20 protein-coding genes and 3 pseudogenes are annotated in these 21,607 nt (G+C 72.0%); 11 read left to right on the top strand and 12 right to left on the bottom strand.

Annotated features, from left to right (window positions below):
* A pseudogene (locus tag ACIQV3_RS26105) lies at positions 1–763 on the bottom strand (hypothetical protein); the annotation flags it as partial.
* Between the two features lie 409 nt (positions 764–1,172).
* On the opposite strand from ACIQV3_RS26105, the gene ACIQV3_RS26100 reads away from it, so the two are divergent.
* Together ACIQV3_RS26100 and ACIQV3_RS26095 are read left to right on the top strand one after the other, a co-directional pair.
* Entirely contained in the window at positions 1,173–2,063 is an 891-nt protein-coding gene (locus tag ACIQV3_RS26100) for an alpha/beta fold hydrolase (RefSeq protein WP_403715736.1), read from the top strand.
* Positions 2,060–3,607 (top strand): MFS transporter, encoded by a 1,548-nt coding sequence (locus tag ACIQV3_RS26095; RefSeq protein ID WP_403715734.1) that lies wholly within the window; start codon positions 2,060–2,062, stop codon positions 3,605–3,607. Before ACIQV3_RS26100 ends, ACIQV3_RS26095 begins: the two co-directional genes overlap by 4 nt.
* On the opposite strand, the gene ACIQV3_RS26090 is transcribed toward ACIQV3_RS26095, so the two are convergent.
* Complete coding sequence (locus tag ACIQV3_RS26090; RefSeq protein WP_403715732.1) at positions 3,561–4,328, bottom strand: TetR/AcrR family transcriptional regulator; 768 nt, start codon at positions 4,326–4,328, stop codon at positions 3,561–3,563. The genes ACIQV3_RS26095 and ACIQV3_RS26090 overlap by 47 nt on opposite strands.
* A 100-nt stretch (positions 4,329–4,428) precedes the next feature.
* On the opposite strand from ACIQV3_RS26090, the gene ACIQV3_RS26085 reads away from it, so the two are divergent.
* Positions 4,429–4,683, top strand: a complete 255-nt coding sequence (locus ACIQV3_RS26085) for a WhiB family transcriptional regulator (RefSeq protein WP_403715730.1) — start codon at positions 4,429–4,431, stop codon at positions 4,681–4,683.
* 9 nt (positions 4,684–4,692) lie between these two features.
* Here ACIQV3_RS26085 and ACIQV3_RS26080 read toward each other — a convergent pair whose 3' ends face one another.
* The 6 genes from ACIQV3_RS26080 to ACIQV3_RS26055 form a co-directional block, all read right to left on the bottom strand.
* Positions 4,693–5,394, bottom strand: coding sequence for a hypothetical protein (locus ACIQV3_RS26080; RefSeq protein ID WP_403715728.1), 702 nt, complete (start codon positions 5,392–5,394; stop codon positions 4,693–4,695).
* On the bottom strand, positions 5,391–6,581 hold the full coding sequence (locus ACIQV3_RS26075; RefSeq protein WP_403715727.1) for a hypothetical protein: 1,191 nt from the start codon (positions 6,579–6,581) through the stop codon (positions 5,391–5,393). Before ACIQV3_RS26075 ends, ACIQV3_RS26080 begins: the two co-directional genes overlap by 4 nt.
* Positions 6,574–6,885 (bottom strand): hypothetical protein, encoded by a 312-nt coding sequence (locus ACIQV3_RS26070; protein WP_403715725.1) that lies wholly within the window; start codon positions 6,883–6,885, stop codon positions 6,574–6,576. The genes ACIQV3_RS26075 and ACIQV3_RS26070 overlap by 8 nt, the downstream gene beginning before the upstream one ends.
* A gap of 72 nt (positions 6,886–6,957) precedes the next feature.
* The gene (locus ACIQV3_RS26065; protein WP_403715722.1) at positions 6,958–7,929 is read right to left on the bottom strand and encodes an acyl-ACP desaturase; all 972 of its coding nucleotides are present in this window, start codon (positions 7,927–7,929) and stop codon (positions 6,958–6,960) included.
* 166 nt (positions 7,930–8,095) lie between these two features.
* The gene (locus tag ACIQV3_RS26060; protein WP_403715720.1) at positions 8,096–8,347 is read right to left on the bottom strand and encodes a hypothetical protein; all 252 of its coding nucleotides are present in this window, start codon (positions 8,345–8,347) and stop codon (positions 8,096–8,098) included.
* 67 nt (positions 8,348–8,414) lie between these two features.
* The gene (locus tag ACIQV3_RS26055; RefSeq protein ID WP_403715717.1) at positions 8,415–9,266 is read right to left on the bottom strand and encodes a helix-turn-helix domain-containing protein; all 852 of its coding nucleotides are present in this window, start codon (positions 9,264–9,266) and stop codon (positions 8,415–8,417) included.
* A 211-nt stretch (positions 9,267–9,477) separates the two neighbouring features.
* On the opposite strand from ACIQV3_RS26055, the gene ACIQV3_RS26050 reads away from it, so the two are divergent.
* Positions 9,478–9,945 (top strand): ATP-binding protein, encoded by a 468-nt coding sequence (locus ACIQV3_RS26050; protein ID WP_274550398.1) that lies wholly within the window; start codon positions 9,478–9,480, stop codon positions 9,943–9,945.
* A gap of 40 nt (positions 9,946–9,985) precedes the next feature.
* Here the strand turns inward: ACIQV3_RS26050 and ACIQV3_RS26045 are convergent, their stop codons facing one another.
* The 3 genes from ACIQV3_RS26045 to ACIQV3_RS26035 all read right to left on the bottom strand — a co-directional run bounded on the left by ACIQV3_RS26045 (position 9,986) and on the right by ACIQV3_RS26035 (position 12,818).
* Entirely contained in the window at positions 9,986–11,626 is a 1,641-nt protein-coding gene (locus ACIQV3_RS26045) for an ABC-F family ATP-binding cassette domain-containing protein (protein WP_403715714.1), read from the bottom strand.
* Positions 11,627–11,837: 211 nt separating this feature from the next.
* Positions 11,838–12,254, bottom strand: coding sequence for an SsgA family sporulation/cell division regulator (locus tag ACIQV3_RS26040; RefSeq protein WP_403715710.1), 417 nt, complete (start codon positions 12,252–12,254; stop codon positions 11,838–11,840).
* Positions 12,255–12,518: 264 nt separating this feature from the next.
* Positions 12,519–12,818: a YciI family protein gene (locus tag ACIQV3_RS26035; RefSeq protein WP_403715708.1), complete on the bottom strand. Its 300-nt coding sequence runs from the start codon at positions 12,816–12,818 to the stop codon at positions 12,519–12,521.
* A gap of 26 nt (positions 12,819–12,844) precedes the next feature.
* Between ACIQV3_RS26035 and ACIQV3_RS26030 the strand changes: the two genes are divergently transcribed.
* Entirely contained in the window at positions 12,845–13,525 is a 681-nt protein-coding gene (locus ACIQV3_RS26030) for an endonuclease V (protein ID WP_403715705.1), read from the top strand.
* Between the two features lie 41 nt (positions 13,526–13,566).
* On the opposite strand, the gene ACIQV3_RS26025 is transcribed toward ACIQV3_RS26030, so the two are convergent.
* Positions 13,567–14,772: a saccharopine dehydrogenase family protein gene (locus ACIQV3_RS26025; RefSeq protein ID WP_403715703.1), complete on the bottom strand. Its 1,206-nt coding sequence runs from the start codon at positions 14,770–14,772 to the stop codon at positions 13,567–13,569.
* Positions 14,773–14,971: 199 nt separating this feature from the next.
* Here ACIQV3_RS26025 and ACIQV3_RS26020 point away from each other — a divergent pair.
* The 6 genes and pseudogenes from ACIQV3_RS26020 to ACIQV3_RS25995 all read left to right on the top strand — a co-directional run.
* Positions 14,972–15,355: pseudogene (locus ACIQV3_RS26020) on the top strand (MmcQ/YjbR family DNA-binding protein); the annotation flags it as partial.
* A 182-nt stretch (positions 15,356–15,537) separates the two neighbouring features.
* Positions 15,538–16,698: a CaiB/BaiF CoA transferase family protein gene (locus ACIQV3_RS26015; RefSeq protein ID WP_403715701.1), complete on the top strand. Its 1,161-nt coding sequence runs from the start codon at positions 15,538–15,540 to the stop codon at positions 16,696–16,698.
* A gap of 50 nt (positions 16,699–16,748) precedes the next feature.
* Positions 16,749–16,913, top strand: a pseudogene (locus tag ACIQV3_RS26010) (LLM class F420-dependent oxidoreductase); the annotation flags it as partial.
* Positions 16,914–16,925: 12 nt separating this feature from the next.
* The gene (locus ACIQV3_RS26005; RefSeq protein WP_403715698.1) at positions 16,926–18,068 is read left to right on the top strand and encodes an acyl-CoA dehydrogenase family protein; all 1,143 of its coding nucleotides are present in this window, start codon (positions 16,926–16,928) and stop codon (positions 18,066–18,068) included.
* An 81-nt stretch (positions 18,069–18,149) separates the two neighbouring features.
* Complete coding sequence (locus tag ACIQV3_RS26000) at positions 18,150–19,364, top strand: acetyl-CoA C-acetyltransferase (protein WP_403715696.1); 1,215 nt, start codon at positions 18,150–18,152, stop codon at positions 19,362–19,364.
* Between the two features lie 55 nt (positions 19,365–19,419).
* The gene (locus ACIQV3_RS25995) at positions 19,420–21,591 is read left to right on the top strand and encodes a 3-hydroxyacyl-CoA dehydrogenase NAD-binding domain-containing protein (protein ID WP_403715694.1); all 2,172 of its coding nucleotides are present in this window, start codon (positions 19,420–19,422) and stop codon (positions 21,589–21,591) included.
* Positions 21,592–21,607 lie beyond the last annotated feature (16 nt).

Here is a 21,607-nt window from a genome sequence, read left to right as displayed (position 1 = left end):
TCGTCCGTTTCCGGCTTGACCTGTCCGGGGCGTGGCATCCAGGCACCTCCTGAACAGGCAGCCTACCAGCCAAGATCCTTAAGTCACTGGTATTGGGTCTAGGTGTATTGCCCAGTGAGGTTGGGGCGGCGGCGCAGGGCTTCGGTGAAGGCGGTGCGCAGGCGGGCGGTGTGCTCGGTGGTGAAGACGCTCTCCAGGCACGGTTGAGCTCGGTGCTTTCGGAGTCGAAGTCACCGCTCTCGGTGCAGCCGCCGAAGCCGGAGAGCCGCAGGTAGCCGCGGCCGTCGGGCAGATCGGCGTAGGAGATGCGTCCCTCGGCGAACTCCTGCGGGGTCCGTCCGCCGAGGTCCACCTCCTGGATGTACGCCTTGACGCGGTTCTCGAGTTCGAGGGTGGGGATCGTGGTGCCCGGGCGGCCCTCGCCGAAGAATCGGCTCGCGCCGTCGGAGAGGTGGACGTGCGCGTCGTGCGGCGGGGCGAGCATCTCCTCGAAGACGGCAAAGAGTTCGGCCTCGGTGGTGCCGGTGTGCACGCGGGGAGGGTGGCTCGCGCGCACCACGTTCCTGTCGACGCCCTTCGCGGTGAAGAAGGGGTGGTTCTCCGTGAAGGCCTGCCAGAACACGTCGGAGGTGGCGATCGGGTCCGAGGCGGGGCCGGGCTCCCCGGCCTCGTGGCAGCGCTCCGGCAGGGAGGCGAGACGCCGGGTCGCGCGGTCACCGACCGAGCCTTCGACGTGCACCGATCCGCGGCGCACGGTGAGCACCTCGCCGTCCTCGGTGGCGTAGCGGAAGGCCGCGGAGCCGCCGCTGTCCGGTACCCGCCGTGCGCTCGCGCCGGGCAGCCAGCTGATCCCGGTGACCTGGTACTGCCGCAGCCGTCCGGACTCCGCGCGGGGCGCGGTGCCGCAGCCGTCGAGCCGTCAGGTCCCGACCGGTGGGAGCGGGCCGCCCGACGGGGGCGGTCATCACATTCCTTGATGGGAGGGGGAGTTCGTCCCGGTTTGCGGATCGACGTCGTCTGCCTTCGCCGGCGGGGGCCGCCCTGCCCGGAAGTCTGGTCGCACAGTCCCTCCATAACAACACGAACGATCGTGCTAATATCTCTCCATCGTCCTGACCAGCCAGCGCCGTCTGGCCACTCTGAGGAGATCCGGAGAACCGGGCATGCACCCCATGGCTTCACTCCTGAGCACGACCCTCAACATCACCGCCCGGGTCGCCCCGGGCCCGGTCGGGCGGGTGGCGTTCGCGCTGTTCGTACGGCCGCTCGGCCGGCCGAAGGTGAAGCCGGGCGAAGCGGAGGTCATGGCCCGGGCCGTGACCGGGCGGCTCGTCGTGGACGGGATACCCGTGACCACGTACCGCTGGGGCGACGGCGCCCGGCCGGTCCTCATCGTGCACGGCTGGACCTCGCGCGCCTCGCGCTTCGCCGGGTTCGTCGAGGCGCTGCTGGCCGAGGGCCGGACCGTGGTCTCCTTCGACGCGCCCGGCCACGGCGCGTCCGGCGGCCGGGCCACCACCATCCTCCGCCAGCGCGAGATCATCCGCCGATTGCACGAGCGGTACGGGGAGTTCTCGGCCGTGCTGGCCCACTCCTTCGGCGTGGTGTCCACCTTCTTCGCACTGCGGGACGGGACCCGGGCCGACCGGATCGCCGGTATCGGCGCCATCGCCGAATTCGACTTCCTGGCCGAGCGGTTCCGCGCGATGCTGGGCGTGAACCAGGCCGTCGAGGACGCCATGCGGCGGCATGTCCAGCGCCGGCTGTTCCCGGCCGAACCCGACATCTGGCCCCGATTCGACGCGTGCCGCGCCCCCGAGGAGATCCCCTCGGAGATCCTGCTCGTGCACGACACGGACGACGACACCGCCGCCCCCGGCCAGTCCCGCGCCCTCGCGGCGGCCTACGGGGAGCGGGCCCGCCTGATCGAGACCAGCGGACTCGGCCACCGCCGTATCCTCCTCGACCCCGAAGTCATCGCGACCACCGTCGAGTTCCTGAGCGCGCCCCCCTCCCGTACCCGTACGGCGAGCCCGGCCGGGACCGCGGGAGCCACCCGATGACCTCCACCCGCCCCGGGCCCACCGCGCCCGCGACCGTCCCCGCCTCCGGGCCCACCGCGCCCGCGACCGCCCCCGCCTCCGGGCCCACCGCGCCCGCGACCGTCCCCGGATCCGGGCCCACCCCCGATTCGGGGGGACGAGGGGCCGGGGCCGGCCCGGCAGGCGGCCCCGGCGGCGGGCGGGTGCTCGCGCTCGCCAGTGCCGTCACCTTCCTCGCGTTCCTCGACGCCACCGTCGTCAACGTCGCCTTCCCCGACCTGCGCCGCGCCTTCCCCGAGGTGTCACTGGCCCGCCTGACCTGGGTCGTCAGTGCCTACGCCGTACTGTTCGCCGCCCTGCTCGCCGCGGCCGGCCGGCTCGCGGACACCCTGGGCCGCCGGACCCTCTTCCTCGGCTCGACCCTCGCCTTCACCCTGACCTCGCTCGCCGCCAGCGCGGCCCCCACCGCCGACCTGCTCATCGTGGCCCGCGCCCTCCAGGGAGCGGCCGCCGCCGGGATGATCCCCGCCGCGCTGGGCCTCGTACTGGCCCACACCCCGCCCGCCCGCCGGGCCGCCGCCCTCGGCGCCTGGTCGGCGGCGGGCGGACTGGCCGCAGCCGTCGGCCCGAGCATCGGGGGACTGCTCGTCGAGTGGTGGGACTGGCGCGCGATCTTCCTCGTCAACGTCCCGCTCGGCCTGGCCGTCGGCTGGGCCGCGGCCCGTGTCATCCCCAGGGAGCCCCGCACCGGACGCCGGCTCCCCGACCCCGTCGGCACGACCGCCCTCGCCCTCGGCATCGCCGGAGTGGTGGCCGGGCTCTCCCAGGGCACGGAGTGGGGCTGGACCGACCCGAAGGTGCTCGCCCCGGTCATCGGCGGAGCCCTCGCGGGCACCCTCGCGCTGCGCCGCTCGCGGAGCCATCCCGCCCCGGCCGTCGACCGGGACCTGTGGCGCGAGCCGTTGTTCGCCCGCGCCAACATCGGCGCCCTGTTCTTCGGCGCCGCCATGTACGCCTGGCTGCTGACCGGCCCGTCCTACCTCATCGAGCGCTGGAACTACTCGGTGCTGCAAGCGGGCTTCGGCGTCACACCGGGCGCCGTCCTCGCCATGGCCGGCGCGCTCGTCGTCGGGCGCCGGGTGCCCGCCCGTCTCCAAGGGGCCGCCGTCACCGTCGGATCACTGCTCTTCGCCGCCAACGCCCTGCTGCTGTGGGGCTGGGCCGGGGAATCCTCCTCGTACGCCCAGATCTTCCTGCCCGCCGGACTCCTCGGCGGCCTCGGCATCGGGATCGTGGTGACCGCGCTGTCCACGACGGCCTCGGCGGGTCTCCCGCCGCAGCGCTTCGCGGCCGGTACCGGCCTGCTGATGACGGCCCGGCAGCTCGGCGGGGCGCTCGGCGTCGCCGGTACGGCGGCCCTGCTCAGCGGGGCCGGTACGGGGGACCACTGGCGCGGAGTCTTCCTGCTGATCGCGTTCACCGCGCTGGGCGCGGCGGTCGCGGGAGCCTCGATGCGGCTCAGCGGTCCGGCTGAGCCGGTGCGGCGGACGCGGCCGGGAGGCTGACGGCACGGGCGTCGCCGGCGGAGTAACCGGCGACCGGGAACGCGAGTACGGGCGGCCGCTCCGGGAGTTCCTCCGGGGCGGCGGTCGCCGCGCGCAGCCGGGCGAGGATGCCCCGAGCGGCCCGGTCGTAGGCCGTGGTGTCCTCGTGCAGCACGGAGTGGGCGTTGGCCAGCTCCATCATCGCCATGATCTCGAAGGCGAGCTGCTTGACGTCCACGTCCACGTCCACGTCCACGGCCACATCCACGGCCCCGGCCGGCTCGCGGAACCCGCCCGCCAGCCGGGCCTCGTCCAGCAGCCGCTCGATGTATCGCGTCCAGTCGGTGCGGATCCCGGCGATCTCGTCGTGGACGGGCCCGGGACGCGAATCGAACTCGGCCGAGGCGGAATAGAAGAAGCAGCCGCCGGGGAAGACCCGGCGCCCGGAGTAGCCGAGCCAGCTCTCGCAGAGCCGCCACACCTTGGCGAGCCCGGCGGGCTCGTCCCGTACGGGCCGGACGACCTGCTCCACGAAGACGGCACGGGCGGCCTGCACCGTGGCGAGCTGCAGCTCCTCCTTCGAGCCGAAGAGGGCGAACACACCGCTCTTGCTCAGCCCCAGATCGGTGGCGATCTTCCCCAGGGACAGCCCTTCCAGGCCGTCCACCGAGGCGATGCTCATCGTCCGTTCCAGGACGGTCCGCCGCGTCTGGTTCCCGCGCTCCACGCGTCCGTCTGCCATGCGGCCATGGTACCGAAGTCATCGCACGCACGGTCGTTCACTCTGTCCTGTTGATCAGGCGTTGATCGGACGTCCATCACCGGCGGACAGGCTCTGCGGCATGTCGATGAACACCACCGATACCTATACCGCCACCGCCACCCCGGCCTGGTACGAGCTCGCCCTCTGCGCCCAGACGGGCCCGGGCTTCTTCTTCCCGGAGCCCGGCTCCTCGCTGCGCGACGCCAAAAAGCTCTGCGGGGCCTGCGAGGGCCGCAAGCCCTGCCTGGACTACGCGCTGACCAACGACGAACGCTTCGGAGTCTGGGGCGGCCTGTCCGAATCCGAGCGCCAGGCCCTGCGCCGCCGGCCCTGACCAGCGGCGTCACCCCAGCAGTTCCAGGATCCGCGAGGTCCCGCCGCCGTCCGGCCGCCCGGGCGGCCGGGGGCTCGGATCCGCGAAGGCGATCGTGTGCGCGACCGCCTCCAGGATGGCGGTGTACGCGTCGGCGTGCTCGGTGGCCGCGCTGGTGAGGTCGAGCAGGAGCAGGTGACGTCCCTCCGGATGCGCCGTGACGGCCCTGGCCTGGAACAGCCCCCGGCCGCCGGTGCCGGGGCCGGGGAGGACCCCGCAGACGAGGGCGCACGGGAGGCCCGAGGCCAGGTCGACGAACCTGCGCGTCGCGCCGCTCCCGGGGGCGGACCGGGCGAGCGCCAGGGCCGTGCGCGCCACGGCGGCCCCGGCTCCGGCGTCTTCGGAGGGCCGGACGGCGAGGGAGAAGAGCGAGGTGGAGACGGTCTCCGGGCCCTCGGGGTGGAGACCGACCGCGCTGTGGAGCAGGTGCAGGCCGGGCTGAGCGGCGAATGCGTCGAGGCAGTCCATCAGCCGGGCGAGCTGCGACCCCGCACCCGCGACGTCGCCGTCACCGAAGCCGCCCGGGGTCCCGGAGGCCCCCAGCGCCCCGAGTGCCGCGGCGACCTCCTCCAGGGCGTCCCGGTCCCCGGGGCCGATGTCGTGGAAACCGGGAGGCAGCCGGAACCAGACGGGTGGAACGGGCGGGTTCGTCACGGCAGTCACGGCTGTCACGGCTGCACCAGCGTCCACAGCCGGGCCGTCTTCGCGGCCGTCGACGGACCGTCCTCCAGGACGACACGGGTACCGTCCACGGCCGTGGAGCCGCGGTCCACGGACTCGTCGTCACCGGCGTAGTCGGCGGCGGCCGTGGCCGCTCCCGTGGTGGCCACGCCCACCGCCACCCGTTCCCGGACCTCGGGCGTCGACGACCGCAGTGCCCAGGAGGCGAGCGGGCTCTCCACCTTCCGCAGCTCGTCCGCCGTGTTCCACGCCGTACGGGCGAACGCACCCGCGCCCGGCGAGACCCCCGCCAGGGCCCCGGCCTCCGGAACCGCCATGGCCGCGCGGGCCGCGACCGTACCGGCCCTGGCGCCCGAGGCGACCGCGGCCACGCCCGGAACGGCGCCGAGGCCGTCCCCGAGCAGGGTCACGCCGTTCTTCCAGAAGGCGGCGTCGAACTTGCCCCGGGTCAAGCCCTCGGTCAGCGGCTTGCGGAAGGCGGGGTCCGCGAGGTGCGTGGTCAGGGCGGCCAGCGAGAGCCCGCCCGCGACCAGCATGACGGCCAGCCCGGCCGGCGGGAAGAAGAGGGCGACGGCCGCACCGGCGGCTCCCAGAATGGCCGCGGCGTTCGAGAGGGCGTCCGCCGGATCGTTGACGATCTTGTTCCAGACGGACTCCAGCATCCCGGGCTCCTTCGGCGCCAGCCGGTCCGCCGTGGCGGTCAGCGTGTCCGCCACCCGGCGGGCCGCCGCCGAGTGCTCCGAGGCCAGTTCGGCGGCCAGGCGGCGGGCGTCGGTGCGGTCCTCGTCGGTGGTGGCCGAGGCGGCCCGGGACGCGTAGCGCTCGGCCAGGGTGCGGTGGGCGGCCAGCGTGTCGTGCCAGCCGCTCAGCCGCCGCGCCGCCTCCGCCAGGGAGGTGTGGGCCGCGTGCAGGTGGCGGGGCAGGTCCCGCGACAGCGTGGCGCGGAAGGCGGTGGCGGCCTCGCCCTGCCAGGACGAGCTGTGGGAGACCAGGGCGTCGACGACGCGGGAGGTCTCCGCGAGGGAGTCGGCCGAGGAGCGGAGCTTCTTTGCCAGGGCCCGTACCGCGTCCGGGTTGCCCGGGGCAGGATTGAAGCCGAGCGAGGCGTAGCCGGCCGACGAGGAGCCGGCCGCGGGGGATCCGGCCGACGAGGAGCCGGCCGCGGGGGAGTCAGCCACGGGTGGCCGCCGCCTGCCGGAAGGCCGCGCGGATGGCCTCGTCGAGCTCGGCGTACTCGGCGGCGCTGCGGCGCACGCCCTCGCGGACGGTCTTGATCCGCCCGGCGAGCTCCTTGGTGCCGTGGCCCCATCTCTCCTGGAAGCCGTCGCACGCCGCGTCGAGGTCCGCCGTGCCCAGCTGGTCGGCCCGTACGTGTTCCAGCTCCCGCCGGGCCTCGCGCAGGGCGGCCAGGGAGGTGTCCAGGGCGTTGCTGAGGCGGGCCAGCTGGTCGATCTCGACCTGGAGCGGCGTCATGGCGGTCATGACGAGAAACCCTGGCAGAGCGGTGCTCTGCCAGGGCAATCGTCGTCACCCGCCCGAGCGAGCGGAAACCGGTCAGGCCTTGCGGGCCGCGATGCGCGCCGCGCGGGCGGCGAGCCGCTCGTCGAACTTGCGGGCCTCGGAGTCCAGGCCGTCCATGAAGAGGCCGAGCTCCTCCTGGGCCTTCTGCCCGTCGGGGCCGAGGCCGTCGATGTCCATGATCTTCAGGAAGCGGATCACGGGGCTCAGTACGTCGTCGTGGTGGATGCGCAGGTTGTAGACCCCGCCGATCGCCATCTGCGCGGCCATCCGCTCGAAGCCGGGCATGCCGTGTCCGGGCATCCGGAAGCCGACGACGACGTCCCGCACGGCCTGCATCGTCAGGTCCGGAGCGAGCTCGAAGGCCGCGCCCAGCAGGTTGCGGTAGAAGACCATGTGCAGGTTCTCGTCCTGCGCGATGCGGGCCAGCATGCGGTCGCAGACCGGGTCGCCGGACTGGTGGCCGGTGTTGCGGTGCGAGATGCGGGTCGCGAGTTCCTGGAAGGCCACGTACGCCACGGAGTGGAGCATCGAGTGGCGGTTGTCGGACTCGAACCCCTCCGACATGTGGTGCATCCGGAACGCTTCGAGCTTGTCCGGGTCCACGGCGCGCGAGGCCAGCAGGTAGTCGCGCATCACGATGCCGTGACGGCCCTCCTCGGCGGTCCAACGGTGCACCCAGGTGCCCCAGGCGCCGTTGCGGCCGAAAAGCGAGGCGATCTCGTGGTGGTAGCTGGGGAGGTTGTCCTCCGTCAGCAGGTTGACGACGAGCGCGATCTTGCCGATCTCGGTCACCTTGGACTGCTGCGGGTCCCAGGCTTCGCCGTCCTCGAAGAAGCCGAGGAAGTTCCGGCCGTCGCTCCACGGGACGTACTCGTGGGGCATCCAGTCCTTGGTGACCTTCAGATGGCGGTTGAGTTCCTTCTCGACCACCTCTTCCAGCGCGAACAGCAGCTTGGCGTCCGTCCACGCCTCCGAGCTGCCGAGGTGGGGAGAGGTGATCGTCACGGGTACTCCTGAGTGCAAAGAGACTTACCTACGGTTCCGTAGCCTACGGAGTCGTAGGTTAAGCGCGACATCAAGACCAGCCAAGCCCCATGGGGACCTCTGTCCGGTTACATCCCGTTATTCGCGCAGTTTGAGGGGGGTGTGGAGTGGCCTGAAGGGACTAAAGTCACGCCAGCAGGTGATCCGCGGCTCCCGCCTTGACGGCCGAGATCAGCGCACGGAGCGCGTCGATCGAGTCGGTGACGTAGGCCCCGGACCCGGTGGTTCCAATGTACGCCTGCCCCTCGGCGTCGCGCCCGAAGCGGAAACAGTTGGCTCCCTCGCTGCAGAATGCCTCGTCCCAGGCGATTCCCGCCGTCGCCGACGCGGTCGTCGACGCGGTCGCCGGGGTGGTCGTGGTCGTGGTCGTCGTGCCCATGTCGTTCTCTTGTCTCCTCGTCGGATCCGGCTCGGTGGTCAGTCGGCCGGTCGGCCGGTCGGCCCGGTCAGAGGGTCAGTGCGATGGCGCGGATGAAATCGCGGGAGTCGCGGGCCGGTAGTGCCAGGGAGCGCAGCCGCTCCAGCAGGCCCCGGTAGCGGAGCAGCTTCATCTGCGAATCCAGCAACATCGAGCCGTGCGAACTGTCCAGCTGCACGGTGTCCAGCTCGCTGATCGTGGCGGCCGCGTACGTGAAGGACTGGCCGGCGCCGGGGAACCCGCCGGCGGTGAACGGAATCACGCGCACGGTCGTACGCGCCCGCTCCGATTGCTCCAGTATGTGTTCGAGCTGCGCCCGCGCCACCTTCGGGCCGCCGAACTGCATGCGCAGCGCCGCCTCGTGCACGACCGCCTCGTACAGCGGCGGTGCCTCGCGCGCGAACACCTGCTGGCGGTGCATCCGCAGGGCGAGCCGCGCCTGGAGGTCGGGCTCGGGCAGTGGCGGGTCGGCGGTGTCGAAGACCGCTCGCGCGTGCGCCTCGGTCTGCAGCAGGCCGGGTATGTGCGTGGTCACGGCGGTGTGCAACGCGACGGAGTGGTGCTCCAGTTCGCAGATGTCCAGGAGGGCGGGCGGCAGCATCCCCCGGTGCTGCTCCCACCACCCCTTGTCGCGCTCCTGGGCCATCGAGGCGAGCAGGTCGACCAGCCCCGTGTCGGGGCAGTCGTAGTTGAAGGCGAGGGTGCGGACACGCTCGGCGCCGATCGCGATCCGGCCGGATTCGATGTTGGGGATCCTGGTGCGGTCCACCCCCATGAGCGCCGCGGCCTGCTGCACCGACATGCCCGACTGCTCGCGGAGTTTGCGCAGCTCGGAGCCCAGGCGCTGCTGGCGTGCGGTCGGCGTACTCCTCGGTGGCACGGGTCCCCCTCCTCCGGCCGGGGCATGCGGGAGCGCCCTCGTGAGTCCGGAAATGACATGAGAAAACATCAAGTCGTCGTACAAGTAGTAGCACTGTGCACCACGTTGCGCTACGGTCGGTAGCGCAAGTCTCACACGGGGCGACCTTCCGCTCTTGTATGACCACACGGCGATCAGCGCATTCGGCACCTCAGAACCTTGGAGCAGCACGATGACGGGCACTCTCCGTGGCCTGCGGTCGGTCCACGAGTTCCGGCAGGCCCCGCCAGGGGCGGAGAAACTGAGCTATTCCATAGGTCTGCCGGGCGGTGCCCACTGCGCGGGCAGCGCCCGGGGCGCCCTGCGGTCGCTGCTCGACCGGCACGGACTGCCCGACCTGTGCGACAACGCGGCCCTGGCCGCCTCCGAACTCGTGGCCTGCGCCTACCGGTTCACTCCCGACAAGGAGATGGTGCTCAAGGTCCGCTGGCAGTTCGACGCGCTGCGGATCGTCGTCTTCGACCAGCACCCCGCGCACTCCTCGCCCGAGGCGAGCGAGGAGTGCCGGCGGCGCCGCAGCCGCGGGATGTGGCTGCTGTCGGCGGTGGTCGAGGCCTGCGGCGGGGACTGGGGGCTCACCCCCGTGCTCACCCCGATGGGCGGCACCAAGTCCTGGGCGTTACTGCCCTTGCCGCGCTAGCGCGGGCCACCCGGTGCCGCGGATCAACCGTTGGCGCGGGTCACCCGTGCCACAGCGACCGGTGGACCTCCTCGGCCGTCGTCGGCCGCAGCCCGTCGTCGAGCAGCAGCCACTGCGTGATGCCGATCGATTCCAGGAACGGCACGTCATGGCTCGCCACCACGAGCGCCCCTTCGTAAGAATCCAGGGCGTCGGCCAACTGCCGTACGGATCCCAGGTCCAGGTTGTTCGTCGGCTCGTCCAGCATGAACAGCTGTGGGGCCGGCTCCGCGAGCAGCAGCGCCGCCAGCGTCGCCCGGAACCGCTCGCCGCCCGACAGTGTGCCCGCGGGCTGGTCCGCCCGCGCTCCCCGGAACAGGAAGTGCGCGAGCCGCGCCCGGATCAGGTTGTTCGTCGCGTGCGGGGCGAACCGCGCCACGTTCTCCGCGACCGAGCGGTCGTCGTCCAGTACGTCGAGCCGCTGCGGCAGGAACCGGGCCGGGACATGGGTCACCGACTCGCCCGACAGCGGGGCCAGTTGGCCCGCGATCGTGCGCAGCAGGGTGGTCTTGCCCGAGCCGTTGGCCCCCACCAGCGCGATCCGCTCCGGACCGCGCAGCTCCCACTCGCCTTCGATCGCGGCGCCGTGCGCCGGGTGCAACCCGCTCAGGGTGAGCACGCGGCGGCCCGGCGGGACCTGGGTGGCGGGCAGTTTGATCCGGATCTCGGCGTCGTCGCGCACCGCCAGCTCCGCCTGGTCGAGGCGTTCCTCGGCCTCGGTCAGCTTCTCGGTGTGCATGATCCGGTGCTTGCCCGCCGACTCCTGTGCCGACCGCTTGCGCGCGCCCATGACGATCTTCGGCTCGCGCTTGCTGTCGAACATCTTCTGGCCGTACCGCTTGCGCCGGGCCAGTTTGGCGTGCGCCTGCGCCAGTTCGCGCTTCTGGCGCTGTACGTCGCCCTCCGCGACCCGGACCATCCGCTCGGCCGCCTCCTGCTCGGCCGCGAGCATCTCCTCGTAGTCCGTGAAGTTTCCGCCGTACCAGCGGATTTCGCCGTCGCGGAGGTCGGCGATCTGGTCGACCCGGTCCAGCAGTTCCCGGTCGTGGCTGACCACGAGCATCACCCCGGACCAGGATGCGACGGCCGCGTACAGCCGGTGCCGGGCGCGCAGGTCGAGGTTGTTGGTGGGCTCGTCCAGCAGCAGGACGTCCGGACGGCTCAGCAGCAGGGAGGCCAGCCGGAGCAGTACGCACTCCCCGCCCGAGAGCTCGCCGGTGGTGCGGTCCAGTCCGATCCCGCCGAGCCCGAGCTGCTCGAGCGTGGCCAGGGCCCGTTCCTCCACGTCCCAGTCGTCGCCGACCGCGGTGAAGTTGGCCTCGTTCACCTCGCCCGCCTCGATGGCGTGCAGGGCGGCCCTGGCGGTGTGGACGCCGAGCGCCTCGTCCACCCTCAGGGTGGTGTCGAAGGTGACGGTCTGCGGCAGCCGGCCGACGGTGCCGGCCACCGCCAACTGGCCCTCAGTGGGCGTCAGTTCTCCGGAGACGAGCTTCAGCAGGGTGGACTTCCCGCAGCCGTTGCGCCCGATCAGGCCGGTGCGGCCGGGGCCGACGGTGAGGTGGAACCCATCGAAGACGGATGTTCCGTCGGGCCAGTCGAAGGACAGGTCGGAGCAGGTGACGAAGGTGGGAGCAGGACTCATGGAGGCCTCCAGGTTGCGTGAGTGGGGAATGCAACGCGGGGGAGACACAGCGGACCGCGACGGAAGGCGGTGGGTCGGTGTCTCGGACCTCAGAGAAGCAACGTCCTGCTCCGTTTCGACGGCGATGGGGCGTCTACGAAGCTACGGCGCGGCCGGAGCCGTCGGCAAACGAATTAGACGAACGAAGCGGGGCGCCGGCGGGAGCCGCGCGTCAGCGGGAGCCGCGCATCAGCTCGGCGAGGCTCTGGTCCATGTCGAGGTACAGGTGCTCCAGGCCGGGCGGCACGATCGTCGAGGCCCGCTCCAGGAAGCGGTGCAGCTCGGCCGTCACCATCAGCACGATCGCGACCCCCTCGGGGGCGTGGAACTCCACGGTGGTCCGGTCGGCGTCGTACGGGCGCACGCGCACGTCCCCGCAGCCGGACGGGCGGCCCAACCCGGACTCCAGCAGCTCCCGCGAGAAGGTCCACGAGACCTCGATGCCCTCCAGCGTCGCGGGTGCGGGGAAGGCCATCCGGACGGCGAAGGGATCCGACCGGTCGTAGCAGAGCGTGACGGGTACGGTGTCGACCTTCGGCGCGGTGGCGATCAGTCGGGCCTGCACGGCCTGCTCGATGACAGTGATCAAGGCTCGCTCCCTTGCGGCGGATCTCGTGCCGGACCGCGGGGTGGGGGTCCGGCAACGGGATAGACGCGTGATGCGGTGAATCCGTGCACGCGAACCGGAGTGAGCTGTGTCACCGAATGGCCTGAACACGCCTGTGTGATCGCACAGGGTGACGGGCGGCGCGGGGATCCGGGACCTGCCGGTGGGCTCCGGAGGGGTTCCAGTACGGCCGGTTCCCGCTCACTCCACAGGCCCAAAGCAAGGGAACCGCCTCAAAGGGACGCCCTAGAAATCCGGGCTCTCCCGTACCGTCGCCAGGTCCGCCGAGGTCTTGGTCGCGATGAACTCGGTGATGCGGTAGGCGCAGACGCCGGCCACGGTGAAGGGGTCCTCCGCCGCGATCCTCTCGATCTCCTTGCGGGAGACCCCGCCGGCCAGGATCATGCCCCCGTCGCGCGGGACCTTGCGGCCCGAGGCCAGGAAGATGCCGGCCGCGTAGTAGCCGTCCAGCCAGGCGATGTGCGCGTCCATCTCCTCTTCGACGGCTTCGACGGGCGCGGTGTAGGTGAGCTCCATGACGAACATGATCGCCAGGCTACTCTCGCACCACTATGACGAGTGCGAAGACTCCCGCCGACGAGGCCGAAGCCAAGGCGATACAGGACGAACTGCGCGGCAGGGTCGTCCTGACCGAAAACGGACCCCCGCCCGGAGAAGGGCTGATCGCCGGGGTGGACGTGGCCTACGACGACGAGCGCGACCTGGTGGCCGCCGCTGCCGTCGTCCTCGACGCCGCCACCCTGCGCGTCGTGGAGGAGGCCACCTCCGTCGGCCGCGTCAGCTTCCCCTACGTACCCGGACTGCTCGCCTTCCGCGAGCTGCCGACCGTGCTCGCCGCACTGGAGGCGCTGACCGTCACGCCGGACCTCGTCGTCTGCGACGGCTACGGGCTGGCCCACCCGCGCCGCTTCGGGCTCGCCTGCCACCTCGGGGTGGTCACCGGCCTGCCCGCCATCGGCGTCGCGAAGAACCCGTTCACCTTCACCTACGGGGAACCGGGCGCCCGGCGCGGAGACCTCTCCCCGCTCCTCGCACCCGACGGCGACGTCGTCGGGCGGGCGCTGCGGACGCAGGACGGGATCAAGCCCGTGTACGTATCGGTGGGCCACCGGGTGTCCCTGGACAACGCCTGCGCGCACGCCCTGGCGCTGAGCCCCCGCTTCCGGATCCCGGAGAGCACCCGGCACGCCGACTCCCTGTGCCGGCGGGCCCTGCGCGAAGCCACGGCGTAGGGGCCGCGCGGGGCCGTGCGGGGGCCGCCCGAGCCGGTGCCTCAGTCGGAGGCCGCCACCCGGAAGCGGATGCCCGCGTGCCGGAGCCGGTCCAGCAGGGCGTCGCCCATCGCCACGGCGGTGGTCAGCTGGCCGGAGCGCTCGGGCAGGGCGTCGTAGGCGAGGCAGAGCGCGGACTCCGCGAGCATCTTCGCGGTCTCCCCGTACCCCGGGTCGCCGCCCGAGACCTCGGTGAACACCCGGCGGCCGCCGCCCTCGCCCACGAACCGCACGCTGAACCAGCTGCGCGCCCGGCGCTCCGCGTCGGGGCCCTGGCCCGGCTCCCAGCGGTCGGCGAGCCACTGGCGCACCGGCGGGATCTGCGCGAGGGCGGCCACCCCGCCGATCGCCGCCGTACCGCCCACGGCGACGGGCAGGTGCCGTACGGAGGCGTAGTGCCGGTAGCGGAAGTCCGGGCCGTACCGCTCCAGCGCCGCCGCCGACCGGGCCACGACCTGGACGTCCAGGACGGGCAGCGGCAGGGCCCAGGTGCCGGTCTCCCGGCTGAAGCGCGGTGCGCCCACGGGGACCCGTACCCGCCGGCCCAGCAGCCGGGGCTCGTGCATCCGGCGGGCGCGGGCGGCGGACAGGTTCTGCGGTCCGCGGCCCAGCGCGGTGAGCACGGTGGTGAAGGTGCCGCCCGAGAACAGGGCGTTGGAGCGCACGAACGCGTCCACGGTCAGCGGGACCCCGGCCGGCAACTGGCCGACGGTGAAGTACGCCCCGAGGTCGGCCGGGATCGAGTCGAAGCCGCAGGCGTGCACGATCCGGGCCCCGCTCTCGCGGGCCCGCGCGTCGTGCTCGACGTACATCCGGTCCACGAACTCCGGCTCGCCGGTCAAGTCCAGGTAGTCGGTGCCCGCCGCGGCGCAGGCGGCCACCAGCGGGGCCCCGTACCAGACGTACGGCCCCACGGTCGTGGCCAGCACCCGGGTGGAGGCGGCCAGTTCGCGCGTCGCCGCGGCGTCCCGGGCGTCGGCGCGCAGCAGCGGCAGGTCCGCGCAGCGCGGGTCGAGGGCGGTCAGCCGCTCGCGCAGCCGCTCCAGCTTCGCGAGGTCGCGCCCCGCGAGGGCCCAGCGGCAGTCCGCGGGGGCGTGCGCCGCGAGGTACTCGGCGGTCAGCGCCCCCACGAACCCGGTCGCGCCGAAGAGCACGAGGTCGTACTCCCGTTCCGCGGTGCGCGGTTCGTGCCGGCCAGCTGCGTTCATCGGGAGCCTCCCAGACGGTGTCGGTGGTCGCTGAGGCTAGCGGGTGTCCGTCGCGCGGCCGTGTCGGGGGCCCGTTCCCAGGCGAGATCCGAGAGGGACGGCCTCGCGGGTGCCGGGCGTCGTGGGGCAGGCGGGAGTTTGACGACAGGCCCTAGCGTGGAGGGGGGCGGTCCGTGCGATCGGGTGCGGCCCGCGGCGAGTGGAGGTCCGCGTGAAGGCTGGGGTGCGCAAGTGGGAGGCGGTCCGGGAGTTCGCCCTCGGATTGCCGCAGGCGCGGGAGGAGTTCCCGTGGGGTCCCGAGGACTGCGTGGTGAAGGTCAACAAGAAGATCTTCCTTTTCCTCGGGAACACCGACGGTCCGTCGCCCGGGATCTCCGTGAAGCTCAAGGACGACGCGCTGCACGGTCACGCCATGACCGCGCCCGGCGCGGAGCCGACCGGATACGGGCTGGGGAAGGCCGGCTGGGTCTCGCTGCCGCTGGGGGAGAAGGGATCGCCCTCCGCCGAGGTGCTGTGCGAATGGGTGGAGGAGAGCTACCGGACCGTCGCGCTCAAGCGGGACCTCAAGGAGCTCGACGCGCGGGCCACCGAATCCGGGGCGCGACCCGGTGCGGGACCCGCCCCCGGACCCGGCGCCGCGGGAAACACGCCAACCGGCTAAGCGCTTGCTCTTGTGCTCCGTGGAACAGGTTCCTAGCATCGCTGGTGTTACATCAGTTGTGTCACACAGTGGCCGCAGTGGTGCCACCGGATGCTGGGGGCTCGATGGCAGTGACAGGGAACGTGACGGGGAGCGTGCCCGGAGGCGGCGGGGGCCCGCTCGCGGGCGTGCGCGTCGTCGAGCTGGCGGGCATCGGACCGGGCCCGTTCGCCGCCATGGTCCTCGCCGACCTGGGGGCCGACGTGGTGCGGGTGGACCGGCCCGGCGGCGGCGGACTGGCCGTGAACCCGGCCTACGACATCACCAACCGGAACAAGCGCTCCGTCCTCGTCGACCTGAAGTCCGCCGACGGGCCGGCCCGCGTGCTGGACCTGGTCGAGCGCGCCGACGTGCTCATCGAGGGCTTCCGCCCCGGGGTCGCCGAACGGCTCGGCGTGGGACCGGCCGACTGCCACGCCCGCAATCCCCGGCTCGTCTACGGCCGGATGACCGGCTGGGGCCAGGACGGCCCGCTCGCCCACACCGCCGGGCACGACATCGCGTACATCGCGGTCACCGGCGCCCTCGGCATGATCGGCAACCCGGGCGAGCCCCCGGCCGTCCCCGCCAACCTGGTCGGCGACTACGCGGGCGGCTCCCTCTACCTCGTCATCGGCGTCCTCGCCGCCCTCCAGCACGCCCGTACCCCCGGCGGCACCGGCCAGGTCGTGGACGCGGCCATCGTCGACGGGACCGCCCACCTCACCGCCATGATCCACGGGATGATGGCCGCCGGAGGCTGGCAGGACCGGCGCGGGGCCAACCTGCTGGACGGTGGCTGTCCCTTCTACGGCAGCTACGAGACCTCCGACGGTGGGTACATGGCGGTCGGCGCGCTGGAGCAGCAGTTCTACGACACCTTCGTGGAGCTCCTCGGCATCAAGGACGAGGCCCCCGCCCGCAAGGACCTGGCCCGCTGGGGCGAGCTCCGCGAGGCCGTCGCCGCACGCTTCAAGTCCCGTACCCGCGAGGAGTGGACGGCCGTCTTCGCGGGCACCGACGCCTGCGTGGCGCCCGTGCTCTCGCTGCGCGAGGCCCCGCACCACCCGCACCTGGCCGCCCGGGGCACCTTCGTCGAGGCCGCCGGGATCACCCAGCCGGCCCCCGCGCCCCGGTTCTCCGCCACCCCGGCCACCGCGGTGGGCGGACCCGCGCTGCCCGGCGCGCACACGGAGTCGGTGGCGGCCGACTGGGGCGTACCGGGGCTGATGGAGAAGGACGCCTGATGGAAATCTCGATGATGCTGGACCACGCCGCGGACCCGCGCCGCACCCCCGCCGTACCGGACGAGCTGTGCGAACTCACCACGCTGTGCGGGGCCGGGGGTTACGTGCGCGAGCGCGCCGGGGCCTTCCGGGAAGCCGGAGCGACCATGCTCAACGTCACCCCCGTGGGAGCCGATCCGGCCCGGCTCGTCGCAACCGTCAAGAACTGGTCCTAGGAGGCCCTTCACATGAAACGCCGGCTCTTCGACGCCGACCACGAGGCGTTCCGCGAGACCGTCCGCACCTTCCTCAGCAAGGAGGTGCTGCCGCACTACGAGCAGTGGGAGAAGGACGGGATCGTCAGCCGGGAGGCCTGGCGGGCCGCCGGCCGCCAGGGGCTGCTGGGCCTGGCCGTCCCGGAGGAGTACGGGGGCGGCGGGAACACCGACTTCCGGTACGCGGCGGTGATCGCCGAGGAGTTCACCCGGGCGGGCGCCGCCGGACTCGCGATCGGCCTGCACAACGACATCATCGGGCCGTACCTGACCTCGCTGGCCACCGAGGAGCAGAAGCGCCGCTGGCTGCCCGGCTTCTGCTCCGGCGAGATCATCACCGCCGTCGCGATGACCGAACCGGGCGCGGGCTCCGACCTCCAGGGCATCCGGACCACCGCCGAGGACGCGGGCGACCACTGGGTGCTCAACGGCTCCAAGACCTTCATCTCCAACGGCATCCTCGCCGACCTGGTGATCGTGGTCGCGAAGACCACCCCCGAGGGCGGGGCGCACGGGATGTCCCTGCTGGTCGTGGAGCGCGGCACGGAGGGCTTCGAGCGCGGCCGCAACCTCGACAAGATCGGCCAGAAGGCGCAGGACACCGCCGAACTGTTCTTCAACGACGTGCGCGTCCCCAAGGAGAACCTGCTCGGCGAACTCAACGGCGCCTTCGTCCACCTGATGACCAATCTCGCGCAGGAGCGGATGGGCATCGCGATGGCCGGCATCGCCGCCGCCGAGTACCTGCTGGAGATCACCACGCAGTACGTCAAGGAGCGCGAGGCCTTCGGGCGGCCGCTCTCCAAGCTCCAGCACGTCCGCTTCGAGATCGCCGAGATGGCCACCGAGTGCGCGGTCACCCGTACCTTCCTCGACCGCTGCATCACCGACCACTCCAACGGGGAACTGGACCACGTCCACGCCTCGATGGCCAAGTGGTGGGCCACCGAACTCCAGAAGCGGGTCGCCGACCGCTGTCTGCAACTGCACGGCGGATACGGCTACATGACCGAGTACCGGGTCGCGCGAGCCTTCACCGACGGCCGCATCCAGACCATCTACGGCGGCACGACCGAGATCATGAAGGAGATCATCGGCCGTTCCCTGCTGGCCTGACCTCTCCACCTCTCCCTGTCCCCCTTTGATACTCCCCACTTGATCCTCCCCACGCCTCCGCACCCCCGAAAGGCTTGACCAGTGAGCACCGAAGCGTACGTATACGACGCGATCCGCACGCCGCGCGGACGGGGCAAGGCCAACGGCTCCCTGCACGGCACCAAGCCGATCGACCTGGTCGTCGGCCTCATCCACGCCCTGCGCGAGCGCAACCCCGGCCTGGACCCCGGCACCATCGACGACATCGTGCTCGGCGTCGTCAGCCCGGTCGGCGACCAGGGCTCCGACATCGCCCGGATCGCGGCGATCGCCGCGGGGCTGCCCGACACCGTGGCCGGCGTCCAGGAGAACCGCTTCTGCGCCTCGGGCCTCGAAGCGGTCAACATGGCCGCCGCGAAGGTCCGTTCCGGCTGGGAGGACCTGGTCCTCGCGGGCGGCGTGGAGTCCATGTCCCGCGTCCCGATGGCCTCGGACGGCGGAGCCTGGTTCAACGACCCGATGACCGGCTGGAACACCGACTTCGTCCCGCAGGGCATCGGCGCCGACCTGATCGCCACGATCGAGGGATTCTCCCGGCGCGACGTGGACGAATACGCCTCGCTGTCCCAGGAGCGGGCCGCCGCGGCCATCAAGGACGGCCGCTTCGCCAAGTCGATCGTCCCGGTCACCGACCGCAACGGCCTGGTGGTCCTGGACCACGACGAGTTCGTCCGCCCCGGCACCACCGCCGACACCCTCGCCCGGCTGAAGCCCTCCTTCGCCGACATCGGCGAGCTCGGCGGCTTCGACGCCGTGGCCCTGCAGAAGTACCACTGGGTCGAGAAGATCGACCACGTCCACCACGCCGGCAACTCCTCCGGCATCGTCGACGGCGCCTCCCTCGTCGCGATCGGCTCCCGCGAGGCGGGCGAGCGAAACGGCCTGACGCCCCGCGCGCGGATCGTCTCGGCCGCCGTCTCCGGCTCCGAGCCCACCATCATGCTCACCGGCCCCGCCCCGGCCACCCGCAAGGCCCTCGCCAAGGCCGGACTGACCATCGACGACATCGACCTGATCGAGATCAACGAGGCCTTCGCCGGCGTCGTACTGCGCTTCGTCAAGGACATGGGCGTCTCCCTGGACAAGGTCAACGTCAACGGCGGCGCCATCGCGCTCGGCCACCCGCTCGGCGCCACCGGGGCGATGATCCTCGGCACCGTCGTCGACGAACTGGAGCGCCAGGACAAGCGCTACGGCCTCGTCACCCTCTGCGTCGGCGGCGGCATGGGCGTCGCCACCATCGTCGAACGCCTCTGAACCCCGTCCTGATCCCCGATCCCTGATCCCACCCCCGACACGGAAGTTGCGAACCATGAGCGAGTCCACCACGATCCGCTGGGAACAGGACGAGACCGGCGTCGTCACCCTGGTCCTCGACGACCCCAACCAGTCCGCCAACACGATGAACCAGGCCTTCAAGGACTCCATCGCCCGGGTCGCGGAGCGCGCCGAGGCCGAGAAGGACTCCATCCGCGGCATCATCTTCACCTCCGCCAAGAAGACCTTCTTCGCGGGCGGCGACCTCAAGGACATGGTCCGGCTGCGCCCCGAGCACGCGCAGCTGGCCTTCGACACCGGCACCGCCATCAAGGCCTCGCTGCGCCGTATCGAGACCCTCGGCAAGCCCGTCGTCGCGGCCATCAACGGCGCTGCCCTCGGAGGCGGTTACGAGATCTGCCTGGCCTCCCACCACCGTGTGGCCCTCGACGCGCCCGGCTCCCGGATCGGCCTGCCCGAGGTCACCCTCGGTCTGCTCCCGGCCGGCGGCGGCATCACCCGTAGCGTCCGCCTGATGGGCATCGCCGACGCTCTCCTCAAGGTGCTGCTGCAGGGGACCCAGTACACCCCCCGGCGCGCCCTGGACAACGGCCTGGTGCACGAACTGGCGGCCACGCCCGAGGAGATGCTCGCCAAGGCGCACGCCTTCATCGACGCCAACCCGGAATCGAAGCAGCCCTGGGACGTCCCCGGCTACAAGATCCCGGGCGGGACGCCGTCCAACCCGCGGTTCGCCGCCAACCTCCCGGCCTTCCCGGCCAACTTGAAGAAGCAGCTGGGCGGGGCCCCGTACCCGGCCCCGCGCAACATCCTGGCCTGCGCCGTCGAAGGCGCCCAGGTGGACTTCGAGACCGCGCTGACCATCGAGGCCCGCTACTTCACCGAGCTGGTCACCGGACAGACCGCCAAGAACATGATCCAGGCGTTCTTCTTCGACCTCCAGGCCGTCAACGCCGGCCGCAGCCGCCCGCAGGGCGTGGCGCCGCGCAAGGTCTCCAAGGTCGCGGTCCTCGGCGCCGGCATGATGGGCGCGGGCATCGCCTACTCCTGCGCCCGCGCGGGCATCGAGGTGGTGCTGAAGGACGTCACCCCCGAGGCCGCCGCCAAGGGCAAGGCGTACTCCGAGAAGCTGCTCGACAAGGCCCTGTCCCGGGGCCGTACCACCGACGCCAAGCGCGCCGAGCTGCTCGCCCGGATCACCCCGACCACCGAGCCCGCCGACGTGGCGGGCTGCGACGCCGTCATCGAGGCCGTCTTCGAGGACACCGCCCTCAAGCACAAGGTGTTCCAGGAGATCCAGGAGTACCTCACCCCCGACGCGCTGCTCTGCTCCAACACCTCCACGCTGCCCATCACGGGTCTCGCGGAGGGGGTTTCGCGGCCCGCCGACTTCATCGGACTGCACTTCTTCTCGCCCGTGGACAAGATGCCGCTGGTCGAGATCATCAAGGGCGAGCGCACCGGTGACGAGGCCATCGCCCGCGCCTTCGACCTCGTACGGCAGATCAACAAGACCCCGATCGTGGTGAACGACTCGCGCGGGTTCTTCACCTCGCGGGTCATCGGCCAGTTCATCAACGAGGGCGTCGCCATGGTCGGCGAGGGCATCGAGCCCGCCTCCATCGAGCAGGCCGCGGCCCAGGCCGGGTACCCGGCCAAGGTGCTCTCCCTGATGGACGAGCTGACCCTCACGCTGCCCCGCAAGATCCGCAACGAGACCCGCAAGGCCTTCGAGGCCGAGGGCCGGGACTGGCCGGAGCACCCGGCCGACACCGTCATCGACCGGATGGTCGACGAGTTCGGGCGCCCCGGGCGCAGCGGCGGCGGCGGGTTCTACGCGTACGACGAGAGCGGCAAGCGTGCCGGGATCTGGCCGGGGCTGCGGGAGCACTTCACCAAGGTGGGGTACGGGATCCCGTTCGACGACATGAAGGAACGGATGCTCTTCTCGGAGGCGCTGGACACCGTCCGCTGCTTCGACGAGGGGGTCCTGACCTCGTACGCCGACGCCAACATCGGCTCCATCATGGGCATCGGCTTCCCGGCCTGGACCGGCGGCGTGATCCAGTACATCAACGGCTACGAGGGCGGGCTGCCCGGGTTCGTCGCCCGTGCCCGCGAGCTGGCCGAGAAGTACGGCGAGCGCTTCACCCCGCCCGCCTCCCTGGTGGAGAAGGCCGGGCGGGGAGAGACGTACGCGGACTGAACGGTCTGAAGGGACC

Source organism: Streptomyces sp. NPDC099050, from assembly GCF_044759865.1.
Taxonomy (GTDB): domain Bacteria; phylum Actinomycetota; class Actinomycetes; order Streptomycetales; family Streptomycetaceae; genus Streptomyces.
This window is presented reverse-complemented; position numbering and strand designations above follow the sequence as displayed.

Coding starts and splice junctions, on each gene's coding strand:
- ACIQV3_RS26045 (WP_403715714.1), bottom strand. CDS start 11,626: ATGAGTCCTGCTCCCACCTTCGTCACCTGCTCCGACCTGTCCTTCGAC.
- ACIQV3_RS26100 (WP_403715736.1), top strand. CDS start 1,173: ATGGCTTCACTCCTGAGCACGACCCTCAACATCACCGCCCGGGTCGCC.
- ACIQV3_RS26060 (WP_403715720.1), bottom strand. CDS start 8,347: ATGGGCACGACGACCACGACCACGACCACCCCGGCGACCGCGTCGACG.
- ACIQV3_RS26085 (WP_403715730.1), top strand. CDS start 4,429: ATGTCGATGAACACCACCGATACCTATACCGCCACCGCCACCCCGGCC.
- ACIQV3_RS26035 (WP_403715708.1), bottom strand. CDS start 12,818: ATGTTCGTCATGGAGCTCACCTACACCGCGCCCGTCGAAGCCGTCGAA.
- ACIQV3_RS26025 (WP_403715703.1), bottom strand. CDS start 14,772: ATGAACGCAGCTGGCCGGCACGAACCGCGCACCGCGGAACGGGAGTAC.
- ACIQV3_RS26030 (WP_403715705.1), top strand. CDS start 12,845: ATGACGAGTGCGAAGACTCCCGCCGACGAGGCCGAAGCCAAGGCGATA.
- ACIQV3_RS26090 (WP_403715732.1), bottom strand. CDS start 4,328: ATGGCAGACGGACGCGTGGAGCGCGGGAACCAGACGCGGCGGACCGTC.
- ACIQV3_RS26015 (WP_403715701.1), top strand. CDS start 15,538: ATGGCAGTGACAGGGAACGTGACGGGGAGCGTGCCCGGAGGCGGCGGG.
- ACIQV3_RS26070 (WP_403715725.1), bottom strand. CDS start 6,885: ATGACCGCCATGACGCCGCTCCAGGTCGAGATCGACCAGCTGGCCCGC.
- ACIQV3_RS26050 (WP_274550398.1), top strand. CDS start 9,478: ATGACGGGCACTCTCCGTGGCCTGCGGTCGGTCCACGAGTTCCGGCAG.
- ACIQV3_RS26005 (WP_403715698.1), top strand. CDS start 16,926: ATGAAACGCCGGCTCTTCGACGCCGACCACGAGGCGTTCCGCGAGACC.
- ACIQV3_RS26095 (WP_403715734.1), top strand. CDS start 2,060: ATGACCTCCACCCGCCCCGGGCCCACCGCGCCCGCGACCGTCCCCGCC.
- ACIQV3_RS25995 (WP_403715694.1), top strand. CDS start 19,420: ATGAGCGAGTCCACCACGATCCGCTGGGAACAGGACGAGACCGGCGTC.